The following is a 17,577-nucleotide window of genomic DNA, read 5'->3' as shown; positions in this document are numbered from 1 at the left end:
TTCCTGCTTCCACTGGCTCCATAATATGCTGGCTGTTTCCCCGTACAAGCAGTGGCTCATTCACCCGATCAGCTCCCGACCGTATGATTCAGCACCGCAGATGAGGGACATGCCTTATTGATATAATCGTTTGCCCTCACTTTACCGCACTCAAAGCATGAAACAAAGCACTTGCGGGTGTTGGTCTGACTATCAACACCCGTACACGTGAAGCTGAAAAAGATAGCTCTCACGATTTATGATTGCTTCTGCTCAGGGTCAGCCAGTAAACGCAGCATCACGGAAGAACCGGCAACCAGCCAGATCGCCAGTAAGAAAGCTCCGACGGCCCGCAGGCTGAGAATAATCGGGCTGACAGAGCAATGGTCTGCCAGTTCTGTCGAGAAATACGCAATGCTGCCCGCCCCGGCCAGTAAGCAAACAGCCACCAGCATATGCCGCATCACAGACAAACTCAGGGCGCGCTTCGGTAAAGCGTCCAGACTCAGAAACACACCCAGAGAAATGGCAAACAGGTAGGAATGTTGTGGTAGTTGCGTCAACCCGGCGGCCGATCCGGTCAGTACTGTGATGCCCAACCAGATAGACTTTCCGCGGATGCTTGCCGGAGTGATCACACGGGCAAAAATCACCAGAAGTAAGATCCCCAGCAACATGGCGGCCAGTGTATCACTGATAAAATGGACACCGTACCAAACCCGCGCAACCGCCTGACCCACAACCAGTGCAATCACGATCAGCAAACCGGATTTCGCATGACTCCAGGACTTTCGCGCACAGAATTTCAGCCAGATCATGCCCCAGACAACCGTTGCCAGCAGCGTATGACCACTCGGAAAACCAAAGCCAAAGGCGTCGCCCTGCTGTAAAGCCGGGATCAGATAAAAGGGCCGTGGTGAATGGAGCAGATCTTTGAGCCAGGTCGAACACAAGATCGCCAGGATGGTGGCAGCCGCCAGTTGCAGCATGGCAACAGGCCCCAGCAGCGACGCGATCCCAACGGCCAGCAAAAACACGAACCAGTATTCACCGGAAAGATTCAGCAACCACATCAGGGTATCGAACAAGGTCCGTGCCGTCGATGACAAGGTACTGCCCCAGGCCTGAAAATGCTGAATGATCTTCAATTCCACCTGATGCAATCCGTTCGCCTGCGCGCTGATATCCTGATAAAACACAACGTCGCTTTCCGGGGTCGCCTGCATCCACTGGTATAAATACAGAATATCCCCCGGATAGCGGTACTCCCCTTCCCCCAGCGTCAACGGCGACATCAGATACACATTTTTTACTTCTGAACCAAAATGCAGGGCGTTCCAGGAAGCAACCTGATGCCGCTGATTCAGATCCATCCGTTCCGCGACTAAAATAGGTTGCTTGGTGACACAGGCAAAAATTGCAGCCCGATCGCGATATTGCAATAACTGAACAACGTCAACGTCTAGACCGGTTTCCTCTTTAGCTTCCCGCTGTGCCGTCACACTGGCTGTATCTCGGTGATCAATGTACCCACCGGGAATCGATAACTTTTGCGAGATAATTTCCGTCAGCATGATCATCTGCTTTCCGTGCCGGATAATGCAGGCAGCACCAACCAAATCTGTGGGTTGTTCCACAGTGCTTGTTTCCGGCAAAAACTTTTCCCTGTTTTCCTCTGCAGCATTCACAGCCAAAGGCCATGACATCAGCCAAAAGCAAAATAATGCCATGGCAGCCATGGCCTGTGCCGGCCGAAAATGTTCACGCTGTCTGTTCACTGGAAACCTTTCTAATATCTCATTAACAATTCAGAATTTTAACAATGCAAAGCATATGCCACCACGAAAAATCCATCAGGGTGTGATGCATCCCCAAGTGCCCGAAAAGGCAGACTGAGAAAACGCAGGCATCATAATTCGATTTGACTCAGGTGCATCGCCGGGCTTTACGCATACCCAAGAAGTTCCCACAATAGACGCATCTCTTTTCACTGGTGAGACAATGATGACCCAAGCCACATCCCCCGAGCTTGCTCCAGACTACTATCGTCAGAACTTTGAAATTCTGCTGGAGGAGGTGGATCGCCAGTATCAGGATTTACTGAGTCAGGCCGAACGTCGCTGGATGGCGGAATATCACGAACTCCCCGATTGTGCAAAGCTGCTGTATATTCGCCTGCTCTCACGGAAAGGCTTATTTTTCCGGGTTTCACGCTTAAATTACCCGGAAATAGACACAGTCAGACAGGCCATTACATCCTTAGTCCATTTCGGGTTTATCACGCAATCACAGGCAAACTGGCCGAAAGAATCTCTCCTGAACCTGTTTACCAAACCCGAATTGCTGGCATCTTTTGATGCCTGCTCGTCTCCGGCGTTATGGCACGCCTATCCTGCGCTCAGGCAACTGAAAAAAGACGCTCTGATCGAAGCGATCGTGTGCCAGGTTCCCGATTGCCTGAACTTAAACGATAGCCTGATCCGGGTCGAACATCAGCGCCATTTAACAACCTTCCTGCTGTTATTTTTTGGCAACCAGTATCAGGATCTGAGTCAGTTTGTTCTGGCCGATTTAGGATTGCATCGGTTTGAATCCTACCAGACAGACACAAGCACCCGATTGTTCCAGCAAAGACACCACATCGTGCAGTGGCTGCAACTCGAAACGCTGGCACAGCACTACGACACCATCGCACCCGCGAAGCAGCCTGATACCATGGCAGCTTTCGCGAAAACCTTGCCGCCTGCGTCGGACTGGCCACCGCTTGAACGCCGTCGTCAGCGCCTGCTGAACCGGGTGGCGCGCGATCTGGAGCGCTGCGGGCGATTTGATCTGGCGTTGTATTTATTCGGCCAAAGTTCCCTGCCCCCCAGTCGCGAGCGCCAGATTAGAATCCTGATTCAGTTCAACCGCCCGCAGACGGCTCTGGCAATCTGCCAGTCCATGCGCCAGCAACCCCACCATGAAGAAGAACTGGAAATCGCGGAACGGCTGACGCTCAAACTCAACCGGATGCTTAAACGCCCAGCCCAGCCAGCAGCCCGGGAGCAGTTTTGTGAAGAAACCCTGCATTTACCGGCAACCGGATTACGGGTCGAGCTGGCCGTTGCTGCGTATTACCAGCAGCAAGGCTGGACGGTGCATTACACAGAAAACGCCCTCTTGTGCGCGCTGTTTGGTCTGGCCTTCTGGGATATTATTTTTTCGCCGGTATCCGGCGCTTTCCTCAATCCCTTCCAGCGTGCGCCCAGAGATATGTACCACCCCGAATTCAAAACACGACGAGCGGCCATGCTGACTTCGCGACTGGAAGCCATCCGCACCGGGCAGTGGCAAGAATGGCTCACGGTATTTCATCAGAAGCAAGGCATCACCAACGATTGGGTCAACTGGCTGCTGGTGTCACCTGAACTCATCACAAACACACTTGCCTGCTTAAGCCATGAGCACCTTCATACCATTTTATCCCGCTTGCTGTTCGATCCGCGGCAGAACCGCAGTGGCCAGCCCGATCTGATCCTGTTTAAAAACGGACAGATCCGATGGGTTGAAGTCAAAGGACCGGGCGATACGCTGCAAGCGAATCAAAAACGCTGGCTGCGGCTGTTTCAGCAAATCGGGCTGGATGCCCGGATTAATCATGTGATCTGGCAAATGTGAACTCTATCAAGAAAGGTCAAATTCCGGTTAATTTTAAGAACACAACCCGGTTCAAATAGTCGTTTAAAGACCATATGAACTAAGATTATTTCTATAAGAAGTACAGCATTTCAGTGGTGTGATCATGCAGGCGACAAGAACGATCAATAAAATCCGCTACGGTCGGAAATCCGGCCCCATGACAGCCTATATCTATCAGGAAAACCTTTCAGAACTGAATCCGTTCGTCCTGTGGGATCATTTCGATGCCAATGGCATCAAAGAAGAAACCGGGCTGGATTATCACGGCCATTCTGGCATTGAAGCGTTCAGCTATCCGGTCACCGGTACCTTGCATCACATGGATTCGTGCGGTTGTTCTGTCACCATGCAGACAGGCGATCTGCAAATCATGACGACGGGCAAAGGCATCGTTCATAGAGACACCATGCAGCCACTCGGGGGCCGGGCAGAATCGTTTGCCCTCTGGACCGCACTGCCAGCCGGTGAACGGGAAATGGCCGATGCATCCAGCCAGTATATCGGGACAGGCAGTCTACCTTTGGTTGAAGAAATGGATGCAACCACGAAGGTGCTGATTGGTGAGTACAAACAGGCGAAAAGTCCACTGGCCTCCAGTATTCCGGTGACTTATCTGGATATTATGATTGCACCTTACGGAGGATGGTACTGGGAGCCGGATGAACGACTGGTATCCGGTTTTGTGTATATGCGCTCCGGCTCAGTGTATATCGGCGCGAATCAGCTTTACCCCCAGCAAATGGGGATTCTGAACCCCTCAACACTGCCGATTCATATCAAAACCAGTCAGAAAGGTGCACGCCTTTTCCTGGTGCTGGGTGAACCGCTGAACCAGCCGATGCTAAGCTCAGGCAGTTCTGTCCACTCGAATCCCGAAAATTTACATCAGGGCAGCGATACCATTTCCGCCCTGATGGCAAGCCACCCGGTTCATCTGGCCGATCCCAGTTGAGCGGTCACGCTCAGCAGATCAGTCCGATGAGCCACGATGACCGATGCGGCAAGTGCCGTCAGACTGGAACCACACCGCTTGTGTTTGCTTTTTCGCGATCAGGATCGGGCCATCATCAAAGAACAGGAAATTTTTCCAGTGACGCTTGAACACATCCCAGCGCGTTTCAATCAGGTTGTATTTCTCGTAGCAAAAATATACCGGCGTATTGTCTTCCCACGCCAGAAAAGCCGCCAGGGCTTCCGGCAAAGCGTTGTCATCATCATGATCCCACGCATCTTGCCAGTCCACAGAGTCAATCCAGCATTTATCTTGCGCTGGCCAGTCCCCTTGTCCGAAATGATCCGCATCCGGGCTTTGCGCACTGATGTGTTCACGCCATAACGTCGCCGATCGGGCCTGAGTCAAAGGATGGATCTGGACCAGATCCGCTGCCGGGACAGGCATGGATGCATGGGTGAAAATCCACTTGCGGGAGTAAGTATTAATATCAATGTAATGCATGATCTGATTCGGAAAACAATAGGACCGGGAAATGTACCGCAGATAGCCGTCTGATGCCAGACGGCGTCTATTCAGTCCCCAGTGTAAAAGACAGACTTCAGGCAGAAATTGGCCAGCCTGACAGGCTGGCCGTACACGACAGACCAACAGGCAGACCCAAATCACCTCGCAGATTCGGGTCTACTCATTATTTTGCCGACCAATAGTTACTGATCCAACCGCCCGCGTGATCATCAAAATGATTGCCATTGAACAACTGTTGCTCAGGGTTATCCGGGTGCGTTCTGGTTTCCAGCAAATGATAAATATGGTTTGCCATCGGATCATCACTGCTTTCGAGTCGCTTTTTTGTTGCAACCTCTTTAATAATCTGCAGCCGATAGGCACCATTCGCCTTTTTCATGCAATCCTCCGTCTCGTTTCAGGTTTTACGGGCAGGTCATGTCTGCGTCTCAACCATGTCGGCATTTGATGTGGTTGCAGATGCGCAGAGCCCATAAACCTTAGGTACAGAGTGAAATTGCGTCAAATTTCCGACATCTCTTTGTCATCTTGGCGTGCTAGCGAAGACAGGGTTCACCAACGCATGATCAGTGAATTAGGCGATCTCCGGCCTGCAACCTCCTGCCTCAATGTTGATTCATTCAGCTAACCTACTGAATTTACTGACATGAAACTGACATAAAAACTTCATCAAATTCATAGGATAAGCATCTGATGATTCAGGCAATCTGGTGAGAAAATCCAGACAAAATACACCCATCAATCACGCCAGACATGAACTCCCTCTCATTGTTTATTGTCTCAATGATGGAGAGCAACCCTTGTGCGGTTTGCTAAATTAATTAATGTGGGTTGATGTGGCCCATGGTTCAGATTGAAAAGTCCGGGAGAGGTTTCGTGTATCGTACTATTTTTTTTTCAGCCTTGATGCTGTGTCTGTCCCCGTTATCCGTCCTGGCTTCTCCCCCTGCCGAATGGCACCAGTGTGTCAAAACACTGACTTATGATTTGTACTACGGCAGCCATAAAATTGGATTTTTTGAACGCAAACTCAGCTGGGAAAATAATCAGACCGTTGATATCCGCTCACGCAGTCGTCTGTCTGCCATTGTGGCCAAAACCAACTTTGAGCAACACACCCGAGTGGTTTGGTCCGACGTCCAAAACTCTTTCCTGACCCAATCCTTCAATCGTTCGATCACAGGTCTGCTGGATGGTGAAACCCGCGCTCAATTTAATCAGGATGGCACACACTCCGAAATCGTCAATGACGGCGAAAAAATGAAGTTTGACAGTGCCGACCTGCCTTTACTGGATGTCGAAGCCGTTGCCAGTCAAATGCGGCTGAATCTGATTCAGGGTAAGAAAACCTTCGATTTTAAAATGCAGGAATCCGATGATGTGAGTCATTACTATTTTCGGGTGGCTGGTGAAGAAAAACTGAATACCAACTATGGCACCGTGAATACTGTCCGGGTTGAACAGATTAAAAAACCAGATCGTCAGGTCCACCTGTGGTTCTCTCCCGATCTGGATTATCAGCTGGTCCGGGGACGTACAAACGTAAAATTCTGGACCTAAAAGCCGTTCTGCGCACCAAACGAGAACTGTGTCCGCAAAGCTATTTCACCAGCAACAACCCGGATGTGTTGACCGCACAATCGGCTTTGGCAAATTAAACCAGACTGCCGGGAAATAAACCCTTCCCGGCTATTTCTGAAAAGCTTTCCCACCAATGATCTTGAACGCGGGTGTGCCCCGAACCAGCGTATCGCGGGCAAAGACTTGCTCACATCCGGGGCAGCAGCAGGGTGTTGTCGTATGGTCTCTGACAATCCGCTCTTTAAAGCATTTCACCAGCGCCCCCTTTCCGCCTTTGCGATATTTCAGCAAGAGCGTCCGACACTGACTGCAATAGATTTCAATCGTCCTTTCCGGCCCTTTTTTATTGGGTTTTGCCATGTTCAGAACGGCTTTCTGGAGCGGTGAACCAAGCGATCGATACAAGGCAGATGCGCCTCCTCGACCCCGGCAAGATTACCGTACTTCGGGCTTTCTCGATCGTTTTCCAGCGGGTGGTGCCATCCGGAAGTCGTCTCGACAAAGGTGCGGGCAAAGGCATCAGAAATCGACAGGCATCCGGCCAGCACCGTGTCGACATAAGTCTGCATGATCGGTTGCTGGTCGCAAGGCGGGGCTGGGTTTTCTTTCACATACACCCAGATTGGCGCATCGAATGACAGAAGCTCATCCTGAAGAATTCGGGCCGGATCCAGCTCAACCCGCTGGTATCCGCGTTCACGCTGGTCAAAATGGCCGAGGAAATGATCTTCAACTTTCAGCAGTACGCCATTACAGCGGCCTTCTCCGAGCGACGCCACCAGCGGGGAAATGGCATAAGAACCATCCACTTTCCCCCAGTGACGCTGAAGACCTTCCACCTCTGCCGGAATCGCTGCACCGGTCTGTCCGGTGCGTTGACGCGAAGCACGATTGATCAAACTACCGTAGCCAAAGATATACATCCGTTCCTCCTCTGTCGGGAAAGTTTTGGTCTCAGAATGGCAGGCCAAAAAAATGCGAGAATCGCTGCCATGCTTTTCGCAATGATACCAAATCACCACGAATAAATCGGATGTCTTTTCCAGGGCGCGCCTGAGCCAGTCTGGGTAAATCAATACGAGCGACACATCCCAGCTTCGGATAACCGCCCAGTGTCTGTCTGTCGTTCAGCAATACGATTGGTTGTCCATTGGGGGGATCTGAACGGCACCCAGCGCAATCCCTTCAGATACAATCCCGGCCGGACCACCCAGAATGGCGTTGCCCTCCAGACGGCATCCCATCCGGTCGCTTTCAGGCAACACATGATAGTGATTATCAAAAAACTGATTTCTGGCGTCCGGTGGAAAAAACTCCCACTGCGAGGAGGCCAGCAGGTGCAATTCGATCGGGCTGTCGTAGTCTGGTATAAACCGGGGCGGCACATAACGGGGACGGTGGCGAAGCAAGCTGGACTGTACCGGCAGCGCATCCCCCGCTTTTAAGGCGCTGCCATCGATCCCGCCAAGCTGATTACGAACCACAGTAGAACGGCTGCCAAGGACTGGGAGAGTCTCAAATCCACCCTGAATTGCCAGATAAGCGCGCAGCCCGCTGCGGGCATAGCCCAGTTGCAGAGTTTGCCCTTTGCGCATGACAAAAGTGGCCCAGGTATCCACGGGTTCGCCGTCTAAAGTTGCCTGCATTTCTGCACCGGTCAGCGCGCATTCAATGTCGGCATGCGCTTTAAAACTGGCCTGTCCCAGGGTGATTTCGAGCTGGGCACACTCCATTGAATTACCCAGTAAATAATTCGCCCAGCAATAGGCATGTAAATCTGCCGCCCCGCCCTGACTTAATCCCTGACGGGCAACCCCCAGGCGACCCGTGTCCTGAATCAGTGTGAGCGTGCCGGGGCGGATCACTTCCAGTGTGGCCATATTTCCCCTCCGAGCGAATGAAATGTCTGACGATCAATCGGCTGAAAACGCACCTGATCCCCAACCTGAAATGGAGTCATCGGCTCCTGATGCGGATTGAACAGTGGCTTGGGGCAGTTCCCGATGATTTGCCAGCCGCCCGGTGACTGCGCCGGGTACACCGCCGTTTGCTGATTGGCAATCCCGACACTGCCCGCCGCCACCCGAAGTCTGGGCTCCGCATGCCTCGGTGTCGCGATAGCCTGATCCACGGAAGCCAGAAAAGCAAAGCCCGGCGCGAAACCAATGGCACAGACGGTATAGGTTGCGCCGCTGTGCAGGGCAATGACCTCGTCGACACTCATCGCCTGACTGGCGGCTAAGGCTGCCAAATCCGGCCCGACATCCGGATGATAATAAACGGGCAATTCAATCAGTTTTCCCTGCGCCGAAACAGGCTGGTTTTGCCATTGCTGATAACAATGCTGAACACGCTCACGAAGCACGCGCTCCGTGATTTTGTCCGGATGAAAATGAATCAGGATCGACGTATAGGAAGGCAGCAAATCGATCAGTTGCTCCGGAAAGTCGGCCTGAATCTGGTTGGTTAGGCGGGCAATCAAGGGCGTCATGCTGACATCAATCTCATCCGCAAAATGCACCATCAAGGTACTTTCTGAGACCGTATCAAAGCGAATCATAACTGCATCGCCTTTCTGATTTCGGCAATGGTCGCAATGGATTCTGGATTATCGCCATGCACACACAGGGTATCGGCCTGCAGGGACAATGACTGTCCGTTGATCGTGGTCACTGAACCGGTAGCCAGCGCCAATGCCTGCTGTTGAATCTGTACCGGATCATGGTGAACCGCGCCGGGTTGGTTTCGCGCCACCAGGTTGCCCTGTTCGTCATAGGCCCGATCTGCAAAAGCTTCAAAGAGTAACGGCACCTGATACCGGGCTGCTGCGGCTTGAATGGCGCTGTTATCGGCTTTCGCCAACACCATGAGCGCGAGCGGGGTTGGCCGTTGCCGGTTCATCGCTGCGACTGACTTCAGAATCGCATCCAGGACATCTGACCGGTTCATCATGTCGTGATACAGGGCACCGTGCGGCTTCACATACGCAACCTGCGTGCCATGTAACTGACAGATGGCTTCTAGTGCCCCCGTCTGGTATGCCACCAGATGGGTAATGGCTTCGGGGCTGTGTGGAATGCTGCGACGGCCAAATCCTGGCTTGTCGTTATAGCCCGGATGCGCACCGATGGTCACCTGATGTGTCACTGCACTGGCCACTGTTCTGGCCATGGTGTCCGGGTCTGATGCGTGAAATCCGCAGGCAATATTCGCCTGATCAACATAGGGCATCACTGCCAGATCATCCCCCATCTGCCAGCAACCGTAGCTTTCGCCCATATCACAGTTCAGTTTCATGCAAATCCTTAGCACTCATTGAGAACTCGTTGAAAAAATATCTACCTGATTCAATTATAACGAGTTTGCCAAAGATTCACCGCCAACCTCAAGTGGTTCGATCACTGACCAAAAAACACGACAAGCTCCGTCCTTGTAGGGCGGAGAAGGATAGCGCAAGCTGCGAAGCAGCTTAATGCGGCCTATCTTGTTGTTCGATGTATTGTTTTAACACTTCTATCGGAGCACCACCAACAGAGCCAGCAAAGTAGCTTGGCGACCAAAGAGCATCTTTCAGGTACGCTGGCTTATGCAACTCGGGGTGGTGTTGCTTCAACCTCCGACTGGATACGCCTTTCAGGCTATTAACCAACTTCGATATAGCCACTTTAGGCGGGTAGTTCACCAGGAGATGAACATGGTCCTGCTCTCCGTTGAACTCTGTGATCTCCGCTTCAAAGTCAGCGCAGACTTTTTCCATTATGCCCCGCATCGTTTGTAGGTGCTCATCAGTAAACACTTTGCCTCGGTACTTAGTGATAAATATGAGGTGTACGTGCATCAAAAATACACAGTGACGCCCTTTCCGAAACTCCATAGACCAACCTTTACAATTAGCTTTAAAGCGCTTATGTTAAAGGAATATGAGCATTCAGACCAAAACTTTAAGTGTTAGGGTTAAAGATAAACATGCGAAGCTGCTGAGGCAGATGTCGTATGAAGTTAATCAGTGCTTTAACTTTGCTAACGAACTAACCATGAAAGCTAGTCGCAACTATAGCGATGCTGGCGCGGTTAAACCTGTCTGGATGTCAGCTTACGACACCCAAAAGCCTGTTCTAAAGTTCAGAAAGGAATCGGGGTTTATTATCCCATCTCACACCGCGCAAGAGGTATGTGCCAAACATGCTCAAGCAAGAAAGCAATTCAAACGTGCTAAGTTACGCTGGCGCGTAAGTTCTGGCTCTAAACGCTCTCTGGGCTTTGTTCCATTCAAGAAAGGTTCGGCCAAGTGGAAGAATGGTCAGGTAGTGTTTGCGAAGCACATCTTTAAAGTATGGGATACCTACGGGCTTTCACAGTACGAATTCACCTCTGGTTCTTTCTCTGAAGACTCTAGAGGGCGTTGGTACTTCAATGTGTGCGTACAGGTAGAGCAATTACCCACAGCCACAGGTAAAGCCGCCATTGGGGTGGATTTAGGGCTTAAAGACACTGCGACGTGCAGTGATGGCACTAAGCTAGAGCGTGGTCATAGACAGGATCTTTAGCTCTAACCCCATATTTTAGATAGAAAAAAGGCTTCACTTATGATCTGATAATCGTCGCCAAACAAACAACCAGAATCAACCGTGAAGCCGATGACGATTATCTCTTTAAAAAAGCAACTGGTGCAATTCTTCGATGCCAGTTTTCTCGAAAAAACTGCAAGAAAGTGTGGTTTTACTCAGCGGGCCAGAGCAATTCAGCCTCAACAATTGGTACTCAGCCTTCTCGCGGCTTTGAGCAAGGGCAATTGCCACGCCATTGCCGACCTTCATCGCCAGTTCAACGGGATGTGTCTGAGTGAAAAGCAAAATGTGGCTTATAAGCCTTTTCATAACCAGTTGCGAAAAGATAGTTTTGCCGACTTTATGAAAGAGCTGGTCAAATTTGCAATAGTTCAGCTGTTCCAGAAGAGTTCGCGTTCAATGCCAGCAAATTTATCTCATTTCGACGATGTTATTCTGCAGGATGGCAGTTCTTTTCGAGTTCACGACGGACTTCGTGAGGTTTTTCCAAGCCGCTTCAAAAACTATCCTGCTGCGATTGAATGTCATATGACCATGTCGCTGTTTGACCAGTCACCAAAAACGATGACAGTAACGGCAGATACAGCATCTGAGCGGACGTACTTGCCCACACCTGGCAACCTAGAGAAAAAATTGCTTTTAGCCGATGCTGGCTATGTGGATTTTAGCTATTTCGAGCAACTTTCTCGTCATAACGGCCATTTTATCGTCCGTGGCGGTAAATCACTGAACCCAACAATTGTTAGTGCCCACAATGGCAATGGTCGGCGTTTACCAAGATTAATAGATATGAAACTCAAGGATATTAGCCGAAAAACTAACCGCTCCGAAGTTCTTGACCTGAGATGCAAGCGAGGAAAGTACGAGTTCCGGGTGGTGCGTCGATGGTTCGCTGAAGAAAAGCGTTTTTGTCTGTGGTTGACAAACTTGCCGACATCACAATTTTCAGCAGACGATATCATGGCGCTCTATCGGTGCCGATGGCAAATTGAGTTGCTATTCAAGGAGTTAAAGTCGCATACGAATTGGCGTCGTTTTGTAACGGCACAAAAAGCCATTGCTGAGGGGCTGATTTGGGCCAGTTTGCTAGCGCTGATTGTTCGGCGAAGTATTGCCATAACCAGCCTGCCGTCAGTATCTGTATTAAAAGCGGCAAAAAATGTTGATGTTTGGCTACTTCCAATATTGGAAAGCTTGATGCACCAAGCAAGGTCTGAAATATCAGGGCGACTGGAATGGGCTATGGTATATATATCAATGAATGCTCGCAAAGCAGCTCAGAGAAAATCCAAGAAAGACAGAACCTTAGATGGAATTTATGAAAAGCTTAATGCTTAAGGTCCTGTCTATGACCGCGATCTAGAAGCGGATTTGGGTATCGCTCAGAGAGCGAATAAGAAAAAGCGAGTTAAGGCAATTCACGCGAAGATAAAAAATCGTCGCAAGGATGCTTTACATAAATTCAGTACGCAGCTTGTAAATAACAACGCTGCGATAATCGTTGGCGATGTGAGCAGTACCAAGCTGGTTAAAACCAAGATGGCAAAATCGGTTTTAGATGCTGGTTGGTCAATGCTCAAAACACAGTTGGAATATAAAGCGATAGCGCGGTCAGTTGTGTTCGAAGTAGTCAACGAATCGTACTCCACCGTAACTTGTTCGTGCTGCGGGGCTATCCCCGACAGCAGTCCGAAAGGTAGAGCAGGCTTGCGAATAAGAGAATGGGTGTGCTCTGAGTGCGGAGCAGAGCACGACCGCGACGTAAACGCGGCAAGCAATATTCTCGCGGCGGGGCATCGCCGTCTAGCTGTAGGAATCCCCGCGCTTTAGCTCGGGGAGGATGTCAAAGAGACCAAGAGAACCGGAGTGTGCAGGGGAACAATAATCCGGGTAAGGGGCATGACAAAGCCCAGCATAAAGACAAAGGGAAAAAATAAACGCTGTATCGCCTGCGACATCCGGGAAACTTCCGTGTCACAGGCGATCACCGTTCACCGACGCTTATCCTGTACGTGAATAAGACGTGGTCTGCCTACAAAAGCTTGGAAAGGAACTGCACTAAACGTGGATGCTTGGGAGAATCAAAAATGTGCTCGGGGATATCGCCCACCAGCAATTCGCCGTCTTCCATGAACAGAACCCGATCCGCAACTTCTTTGGCAAATCCCATTTCATGCGTTACGACCACCATGGTCATGCCTTCTGCCGCCAGATCTTTCATCACATCCAGCACTTCTCCCACCATTTCCGGATCAAGTGCAGACGTAGGTTCATCAAACAGCATGACATCGGGCTGCATGGCTAACGCACGGGCAATCGCCACCCGTTGTTGCTGGCCGCCGGATAACTGCGACGGATAAACATCCATTTTCTCAGCAAGTCCGACACGCCTGAGCAACTGCTCTGCGTCGGCTTCGACCTCTGATTTCGCACGGCCCAGCACTTTCTGAGGCGCAAGCATCACGTTGCCCTTGACCGTTTTGTGAGGAAACAGGTTAAAAGACTGAAAAACCATGCCAACATTGGCACGTAGTTCATTGATATTGGTCGACTTGGCGTACATATCCATGCCATCCATCTGAATCTTTCCGGAAGAAATCACTTCCAGTTGATTGAGTGTACGCAGAAAAGTCGACTTCCCGGATCCGGAGGGGCCGATAATCACCACCACTTCACCCCGCTTGATAGTCGCACTCACATCCTTCAGCGCATGGCATTGGTTCGGATAAATTTTATTGACGCCTTCTGCGATAATCATGTCATCGCCCTGATATGTTCTAGTCACTGCTCGCCAACCTCTTCTCAATGCGTTGTACTGCCCAGGATAAGCTTGTCGTCAGTAGCAGGTACAAAGCTGCAACCACAAACCACACTTCAAAAGTGGCAAAGCTTCCACTGATCACCTCGCGGCCAGCCTTCGTCAAATCCGTAATAGAAATGACAGATACCAGCGAAGAATCTTTGATCAGGGTAATGAGCTGCCCGGCCATCGGCGGTAATGTTCGCTTGAACGCCTGCGGCAGAATGACATACATCATCGCCTTTGGATAACTCATCCCCAGTGACCGTGCCGCTTCCATCTGGCCAGGGGGAATGGACTGGATGCCGGAGCGGATGATTTCGGCAATATATGCACCGGTAAAAATCGACAGCGCAACCACACCGGCCGTAAAGCGTTCCAGATCGAAGATCGTGCCCAGAAAAAAATAAACGATGAAAATCTGAACCAGTAATGGCGTGCCACGAATCACCTCAACATAGAGAAACGCCATATTCTTGGTGACAGGATTATGGGAAATGCGCATCAGGCCAGCGATCAGGCCCAGAATGATCGCAAAGAACAAGGACAGGACGGATATCTTGAGCGTGACCCAGAGCCCCATGGTCACAGGTCCGATAGTCCATTGCTGACTGGTGGCGAGGATATCCCCTTCAAAGACTAAATCGCCTTGTTGGACATTCCGGTGATCATAGGCCGGAATACGCTGAGGGACATCACTGTCATCCAGTTGAATCGTGATGCTGTGATCTGCATTGATCTGAACCGTGCCATCTCCCTGAGCACGGTATTCCTGCGGCGAGGTATCAATAATAAAGGGCAACACACGCTGCCACTGCCAGTTGTAGTTAATACTTTGCGATGCCTGATATAAACCCAGCATCAAGAAAGCCAGAATGGCAAAAAAGGCTGCATGCCACAACCAACGGTTCGACGTCCTATTCATTTACTTCTTCCTGAGCCGTTTAGCGGTCTGAAACAATACCACGGCAGGTTTCCCCGCCATGGTATCGGTGTTACTGCACCTGGCTCAGCCAGCTGTTATCTTTAAACCATTTGTTATACACACGCTCGTAGGAACCATCTCCCTTAATCTGGCGCAGGAAGTTATTCAGAAAATTCAGCATATCCATATCTCCCTGAGCCACTGCCCAGCCTAAAGGCTCATAGGTAAATGGCTGGTCCAGGTGAACGACTTTCCCGTTATTCTGAGACGCATAAATTGCATTGAACGGCATATCGTAAATGAAGGCATCCGCTTTACCATTTGCCACTTCGAGCACAGCATCCGACTGAGTTTCAAACACATTCAGTTTCGCTTTACTGATCATACGCTTGATTGCCTGCTCCCCTGTAGTACCCAGTTTGGTCGCAATCGTATATTTGCTGTCGTTGAGGTCTTTATAGCTTTTGATTTTGCCTTCCAGCTCAGGCGACAGCAGGATAGACTGGCCAACGATGATATAAGGTTCTGCAAAGTTCACCCGCATATTCCGTTTTGCATTAATCGTCATACCCGCGTTAATCATGTGGCACTTGCCCGTCAGCAAGGTTGGAATAATCCCATCCCATGCGGTATTCACCGGTACATATTTCACACCCATCTGCTTGGCCATCATTTTACCGATATCAATATCAAATCCGATAAATGACCCATTTTTACTTTTCATTTCAAACGGCATATAACCTGCGTCAAAACAGACACGGAGTTCACCGGTTTTCACAATATCGTCCAGAACCGGACCGGCAGAAACAGACGCCGATGCGCCCATCAGCATCGTGGCTGCAGCAATAATTCTGGTAAATTTACGCTTAAACATCCTTGTATCCTTAATTTTGTTGAATATTGAAGAATTCGATTGATACAAGAATGGTTATAACAAATAAAATCTTGTGAGCTCAATTCAGAATGAACAGAAAATGACCAGCACAGAATGAAGTAGAAACACCATTCCAAGATTTAAAATCACGAAACAGAGCATTGGCAGCAGAAGATAATGACATACTCATCAGTTTACGGGCGGAATCCCGGAAAACATAAGCATTCACAACGCATGATGTTTTATTCGATAGTATGACCGAGCACTCATTCTGAGATATGCCGTGCTGGTATTGAAATCGGATGATTGCAACCTTCCCCTTTGCTGCCACTCAAAGCACAAGACAAACGGATTGAATATCAATCTCTTTTGGCATTTCCTGCAAGGTTTTGGCGACGGACCGTTCCCGGATCCCTTCAATGACCCGTAACCCCGATCCCTCATCAGCCCGCAGTGAATTCACCGTTTCCGGCAAAAAAATCAGCCATAGCATGCCATAAAACGTATGAATACGGCTTTGGTCTTCCCGGCTGTAAATTTCTTTTCCACCGCGCAGAATTGAGGTTTTACTATCGACATGGGAAAGCCAGTAGGTTGGAAGCAGGCCCAGCGTGTAGGTCGATAAGGTGCCGGAAATATTCTCACTGCCATAGTCATTCACGGCATTCGATGTCACCCGAATCTGATAGGTTGTCGGCGTGTCATCGCAATAGCGGACATAGCGGTCAATCTGAATATCTTCCAGATCCCCCCGACATAGCCACTGCACCCCTGAAGCAAAACAATCAGGAGCAGGGAAAGTATCTTTCTTATCATTCGCAAAATGCCCTTCCTTTTGACATGTGATCACAACCAATCCGTTGCATAGCTTAACGTGATTTCTTTGACTGATCCAAACGGCCGGTTCCGATCTTCAGATACAAAAACAGCCGCTCAATGGCGGCTGCTTTCTCATTCAGAAATACAGATTATTTCTCAACGCGGTTCATGTATTTATGTTCCAGCGTGTTAACGCGAATTCGATCGCCGTTTGCGATGTATTCAGGCACCTGTACCGTCAGACCTGTACTCAGCACCGCAGGCTTGGTCCGCGCACTGGCAGATGCACCCTTAATCGACGGATCGGTCTCGACGATGTCCAGATCAACCGTTGATGGCAGTTCCAATGCCACGGGCGCACCATTGACCACCAACACATGCAAACCCTGAGTATCTTCCGTGATAAACAGCAGTTCTTCTTCGATCACATCTTTATGGAAGTGATACGGGGTGTAATCTTCATTGTCCATGAAGACGTACTCTTCACCGTCAATGTAAGAAAAAGCCGCTGGGTGACGACTGAAATCTGCCAGGGTGATGATGTCATCCGCTTTGAAGCTGACATCCGCTTTCGCGTTGGTCGCAACATCATACATACGCATCCGGTACAAACTGCTACCGGCACGGCCACTTGGCGTCAGCTTATTGATTTCCTTTACAAAATAAACTTTACCATCGTGTTCAATGGCTGCAGACTTTTTAATCTCACTCGCCTTTGGCATTTTTATCGCTCCGATTCATCGTTGATGGCGAGAAAATAGCATGAAACCGCATGAAGACAAGTAGGCAGTGAAAAAAAAGTGAGCTTTCTTACCCCTTGGCATCCCAAACCGGAACAAGGTGCTAAAACGCATAGAAAAAGTCATCAAA

Annotated in this window: 19 protein-coding genes and 1 pseudogene; 6 read left to right on the top strand and 14 right to left on the bottom strand. The window is 50.0% G+C overall.

What is annotated here, in order from left to right:
* Positions 1 to 236 precede the first annotated feature (236 nt).
* Positions 237 to 1,757: a phosphatase PAP2 family protein gene (locus KDD30_RS04960; protein WP_211647685.1), complete on the bottom strand. Its 1,521-nt coding sequence runs from the start codon at positions 1,755 to 1,757 to the stop codon at positions 237 to 239.
* A gap of 223 nt (positions 1,758 to 1,980) precedes the next feature.
* On the opposite strand from KDD30_RS04960, the gene KDD30_RS04955 reads away from it, so the two are divergent.
* Together KDD30_RS04955 and KDD30_RS04950 are read left to right on the top strand one after the other, a co-directional pair.
* Positions 1,981 to 3,639, top strand: a complete 1,659-nt coding sequence (locus KDD30_RS04955) for a VRR-NUC domain-containing protein (RefSeq protein WP_211647679.1) — start codon at positions 1,981 to 1,983, stop codon at positions 3,637 to 3,639.
* A 124-nt stretch (positions 3,640 to 3,763) separates the two neighbouring features.
* On the top strand, positions 3,764 to 4,612 hold the full coding sequence (locus KDD30_RS04950; RefSeq protein WP_249199199.1) for a pirin family protein: 849 nt from the start codon (positions 3,764 to 3,766) through the stop codon (positions 4,610 to 4,612).
* 18 nt (positions 4,613 to 4,630) lie between these two features.
* Here KDD30_RS04950 and KDD30_RS04945 read toward each other — a convergent pair whose 3' ends face one another.
* Both KDD30_RS04945 and KDD30_RS04940 read right to left on the bottom strand, forming a co-directional pair.
* Complete coding sequence (locus KDD30_RS04945; RefSeq protein WP_211647677.1) at positions 4,631 to 5,116, bottom strand: DUF2947 domain-containing protein; 486 nt, start codon at positions 5,114 to 5,116, stop codon at positions 4,631 to 4,633.
* A 187-nt stretch (positions 5,117 to 5,303) separates the two neighbouring features.
* Entirely contained in the window at positions 5,304 to 5,519 is a 216-nt protein-coding gene (locus KDD30_RS04940; RefSeq protein WP_211647675.1) for a hypothetical protein, read from the bottom strand.
* A 497-nt stretch (positions 5,520 to 6,016) separates the two neighbouring features.
* Here KDD30_RS04940 and KDD30_RS04935 point away from each other — a divergent pair, with 497 nt between their 5' ends.
* Entirely contained in the window at positions 6,017 to 6,700 is a 684-nt protein-coding gene (locus KDD30_RS04935; RefSeq protein WP_211647673.1) for a DUF3108 domain-containing protein, read from the top strand.
* A 129-nt stretch (positions 6,701 to 6,829) separates the two neighbouring features.
* Here KDD30_RS04935 and KDD30_RS04930 read toward each other — a convergent pair whose 3' ends face one another.
* The 6 genes and pseudogenes from KDD30_RS04930 to tnpA form a co-directional block, all read right to left on the bottom strand.
* Positions 6,830 to 7,081, bottom strand: coding sequence for a hypothetical protein (locus tag KDD30_RS04930; protein WP_211647671.1), 252 nt, complete (start codon positions 7,079 to 7,081; stop codon positions 6,830 to 6,832).
* Between the two features lie 2 nt (positions 7,082 to 7,083).
* Positions 7,084 to 7,644, bottom strand: coding sequence for a gamma-glutamylcyclotransferase family protein (locus KDD30_RS04925; protein ID WP_211647669.1), 561 nt, complete (start codon positions 7,642 to 7,644; stop codon positions 7,084 to 7,086).
* A gap of 31 nt (positions 7,645 to 7,675) precedes the next feature.
* Positions 7,676 to 8,601 (bottom strand): annotated as a pseudogene (locus KDD30_RS04920) (biotin-dependent carboxyltransferase family protein).
* Entirely contained in the window at positions 8,583 to 9,281 is a 699-nt protein-coding gene (pxpB, locus tag KDD30_RS04915; protein WP_211647666.1) for a 5-oxoprolinase subunit PxpB, read from the bottom strand. Before pxpB ends, KDD30_RS04920 begins: the two are co-directional and overlap by 19 nt.
* A complete protein-coding gene (locus KDD30_RS04910) occupies positions 9,278 to 10,018 on the bottom strand; it encodes a 5-oxoprolinase subunit PxpA (RefSeq protein ID WP_211647661.1) in 741 nt (246 codons plus the stop codon). Before KDD30_RS04910 ends, pxpB begins: the two co-directional genes overlap by 4 nt.
* Positions 10,019 to 10,190: 172 nt before the next feature.
* Entirely contained in the window at positions 10,191 to 10,595 is a 405-nt protein-coding gene (gene tnpA, locus KDD30_RS04905) for an IS200/IS605 family transposase (protein WP_211647659.1), read from the bottom strand.
* A gap of 46 nt (positions 10,596 to 10,641) precedes the next feature.
* Between tnpA and KDD30_RS04900 the strand changes: the two genes are divergently transcribed.
* From KDD30_RS04900 to KDD30_RS04890, 3 genes are all read left to right on the top strand, one after another.
* The gene (locus KDD30_RS04900) at positions 10,642 to 11,268 is read left to right on the top strand and encodes a hypothetical protein (RefSeq protein ID WP_211647656.1); all 627 of its coding nucleotides are present in this window, start codon (positions 10,642 to 10,644) and stop codon (positions 11,266 to 11,268) included.
* Between the two features lie 90 nt (positions 11,269 to 11,358).
* Positions 11,359 to 12,627 carry an IS4 family transposase gene (locus KDD30_RS04895; RefSeq protein WP_211646538.1) on the top strand — a complete coding sequence of 423 codons (1,269 nt, stop codon included), beginning with the start codon at positions 11,359 to 11,361 and terminating at the stop codon, positions 12,625 to 12,627.
* Positions 12,628 to 12,660: 33 nt separating this feature from the next.
* Positions 12,661 to 13,119, top strand: coding sequence for an RNA-guided endonuclease TnpB family protein (locus KDD30_RS04890; RefSeq protein WP_211647655.1), 459 nt, complete (start codon positions 12,661 to 12,663; stop codon positions 13,117 to 13,119).
* Between the two features lie 202 nt (positions 13,120 to 13,321).
* On the opposite strand, the gene KDD30_RS04885 is transcribed toward KDD30_RS04890, so the two are convergent.
* The 5 genes from KDD30_RS04885 to yeiP form a co-directional block, all read right to left on the bottom strand.
* Entirely contained in the window at positions 13,322 to 14,047 is a 726-nt protein-coding gene (locus tag KDD30_RS04885; RefSeq protein WP_211649558.1) for an amino acid ABC transporter ATP-binding protein, read from the bottom strand.
* A 19-nt stretch (positions 14,048 to 14,066) separates the two neighbouring features.
* Complete coding sequence (locus KDD30_RS04880) at positions 14,067 to 15,014, bottom strand: amino acid ABC transporter permease (protein WP_211647653.1); 948 nt, start codon at positions 15,012 to 15,014, stop codon at positions 14,067 to 14,069.
* A 70-nt stretch (positions 15,015 to 15,084) separates the two neighbouring features.
* Positions 15,085 to 15,846: a transporter substrate-binding domain-containing protein gene (locus tag KDD30_RS04875; protein WP_371826081.1), complete on the bottom strand. Its 762-nt coding sequence runs from the start codon at positions 15,844 to 15,846 to the stop codon at positions 15,085 to 15,087.
* Between the two features lie 373 nt (positions 15,847 to 16,219).
* Positions 16,220 to 16,738: a hypothetical protein gene (locus tag KDD30_RS04870; protein ID WP_211647650.1), complete on the bottom strand. Its 519-nt coding sequence runs from the start codon at positions 16,736 to 16,738 to the stop codon at positions 16,220 to 16,222.
* A 118-nt stretch (positions 16,739 to 16,856) separates the two neighbouring features.
* Positions 16,857 to 17,429: an elongation factor P-like protein YeiP gene (gene yeiP, locus KDD30_RS04865; protein WP_211647649.1), complete on the bottom strand. Its 573-nt coding sequence runs from the start codon at positions 17,427 to 17,429 to the stop codon at positions 16,857 to 16,859.
* Positions 17,430 to 17,577 lie beyond the last annotated feature (148 nt).

Origin of the sequence: Photobacterium sp. GJ3 (genome assembly GCF_018199995.1) — a bacterium.
Taxonomy (GTDB): domain Bacteria; phylum Pseudomonadota; class Gammaproteobacteria; order Enterobacterales; family Vibrionaceae; genus Photobacterium.
The sequence above is the reverse complement of the archived record's forward strand: the minus strand, read 5'-3'. Positions and strand labels throughout refer to the sequence as shown.

Coding starts and splice junctions, on each gene's coding strand:
- KDD30_RS04955 (WP_211647679.1), top strand. CDS start 1,981: ATGATGACCCAAGCCACATCCCCCGAGCTTGCTCCAGACTACTATCGT.
- KDD30_RS04950 (WP_249199199.1), top strand. CDS start 3,764: ATGCAGGCGACAAGAACGATCAATAAAATCCGCTACGGTCGGAAATCC.
- KDD30_RS04945 (WP_211647677.1), bottom strand. CDS start 5,116: ATGCATTACATTGATATTAATACTTACTCCCGCAAGTGGATTTTCACC.
- KDD30_RS04940 (WP_211647675.1), bottom strand. CDS start 5,519: ATGAAAAAGGCGAATGGTGCCTATCGGCTGCAGATTATTAAAGAGGTT.
- KDD30_RS04930 (WP_211647671.1), bottom strand. CDS start 7,081: ATGGCAAAACCCAATAAAAAAGGGCCGGAAAGGACGATTGAAATCTAT.
- KDD30_RS04925 (WP_211647669.1), bottom strand. CDS start 7,644: ATGTATATCTTTGGCTACGGTAGTTTGATCAATCGTGCTTCGCGTCAA.
- pxpB (WP_211647666.1), bottom strand. CDS start 9,281: ATGATTCGCTTTGATACGGTCTCAGAAAGTACCTTGATGGTGCATTTT.
- KDD30_RS04910 (WP_211647661.1), bottom strand. CDS start 10,018: ATGAAACTGAACTGTGATATGGGCGAAAGCTACGGTTGCTGGCAGATG.
- tnpA (WP_211647659.1), bottom strand. CDS start 10,595: ATGGAGTTTCGGAAAGGGCGTCACTGTGTATTTTTGATGCACGTACAC.
- KDD30_RS04900 (WP_211647656.1), top strand. CDS start 10,642: ATGAGCATTCAGACCAAAACTTTAAGTGTTAGGGTTAAAGATAAACAT.
- KDD30_RS04895 (WP_211646538.1), top strand. CDS start 11,359: ATGACGATTATCTCTTTAAAAAAGCAACTGGTGCAATTCTTCGATGCC.
- KDD30_RS04885 (WP_211649558.1), bottom strand. CDS start 14,047: ATGATTATCGCAGAAGGCGTCAATAAAATTTATCCGAACCAATGCCAT.
- KDD30_RS04880 (WP_211647653.1), bottom strand. CDS start 15,014: ATGAATAGGACGTCGAACCGTTGGTTGTGGCATGCAGCCTTTTTTGCC.
- KDD30_RS04875 (WP_371826081.1), bottom strand. CDS start 15,846: ATGCTGATGGGCGCATCGGCGTCTGTTTCTGCCGGTCCGGTTCTGGAC.
- yeiP (WP_211647649.1), bottom strand. CDS start 17,429: ATGCCAAAGGCGAGTGAGATTAAAAAGTCTGCAGCCATTGAACACGAT.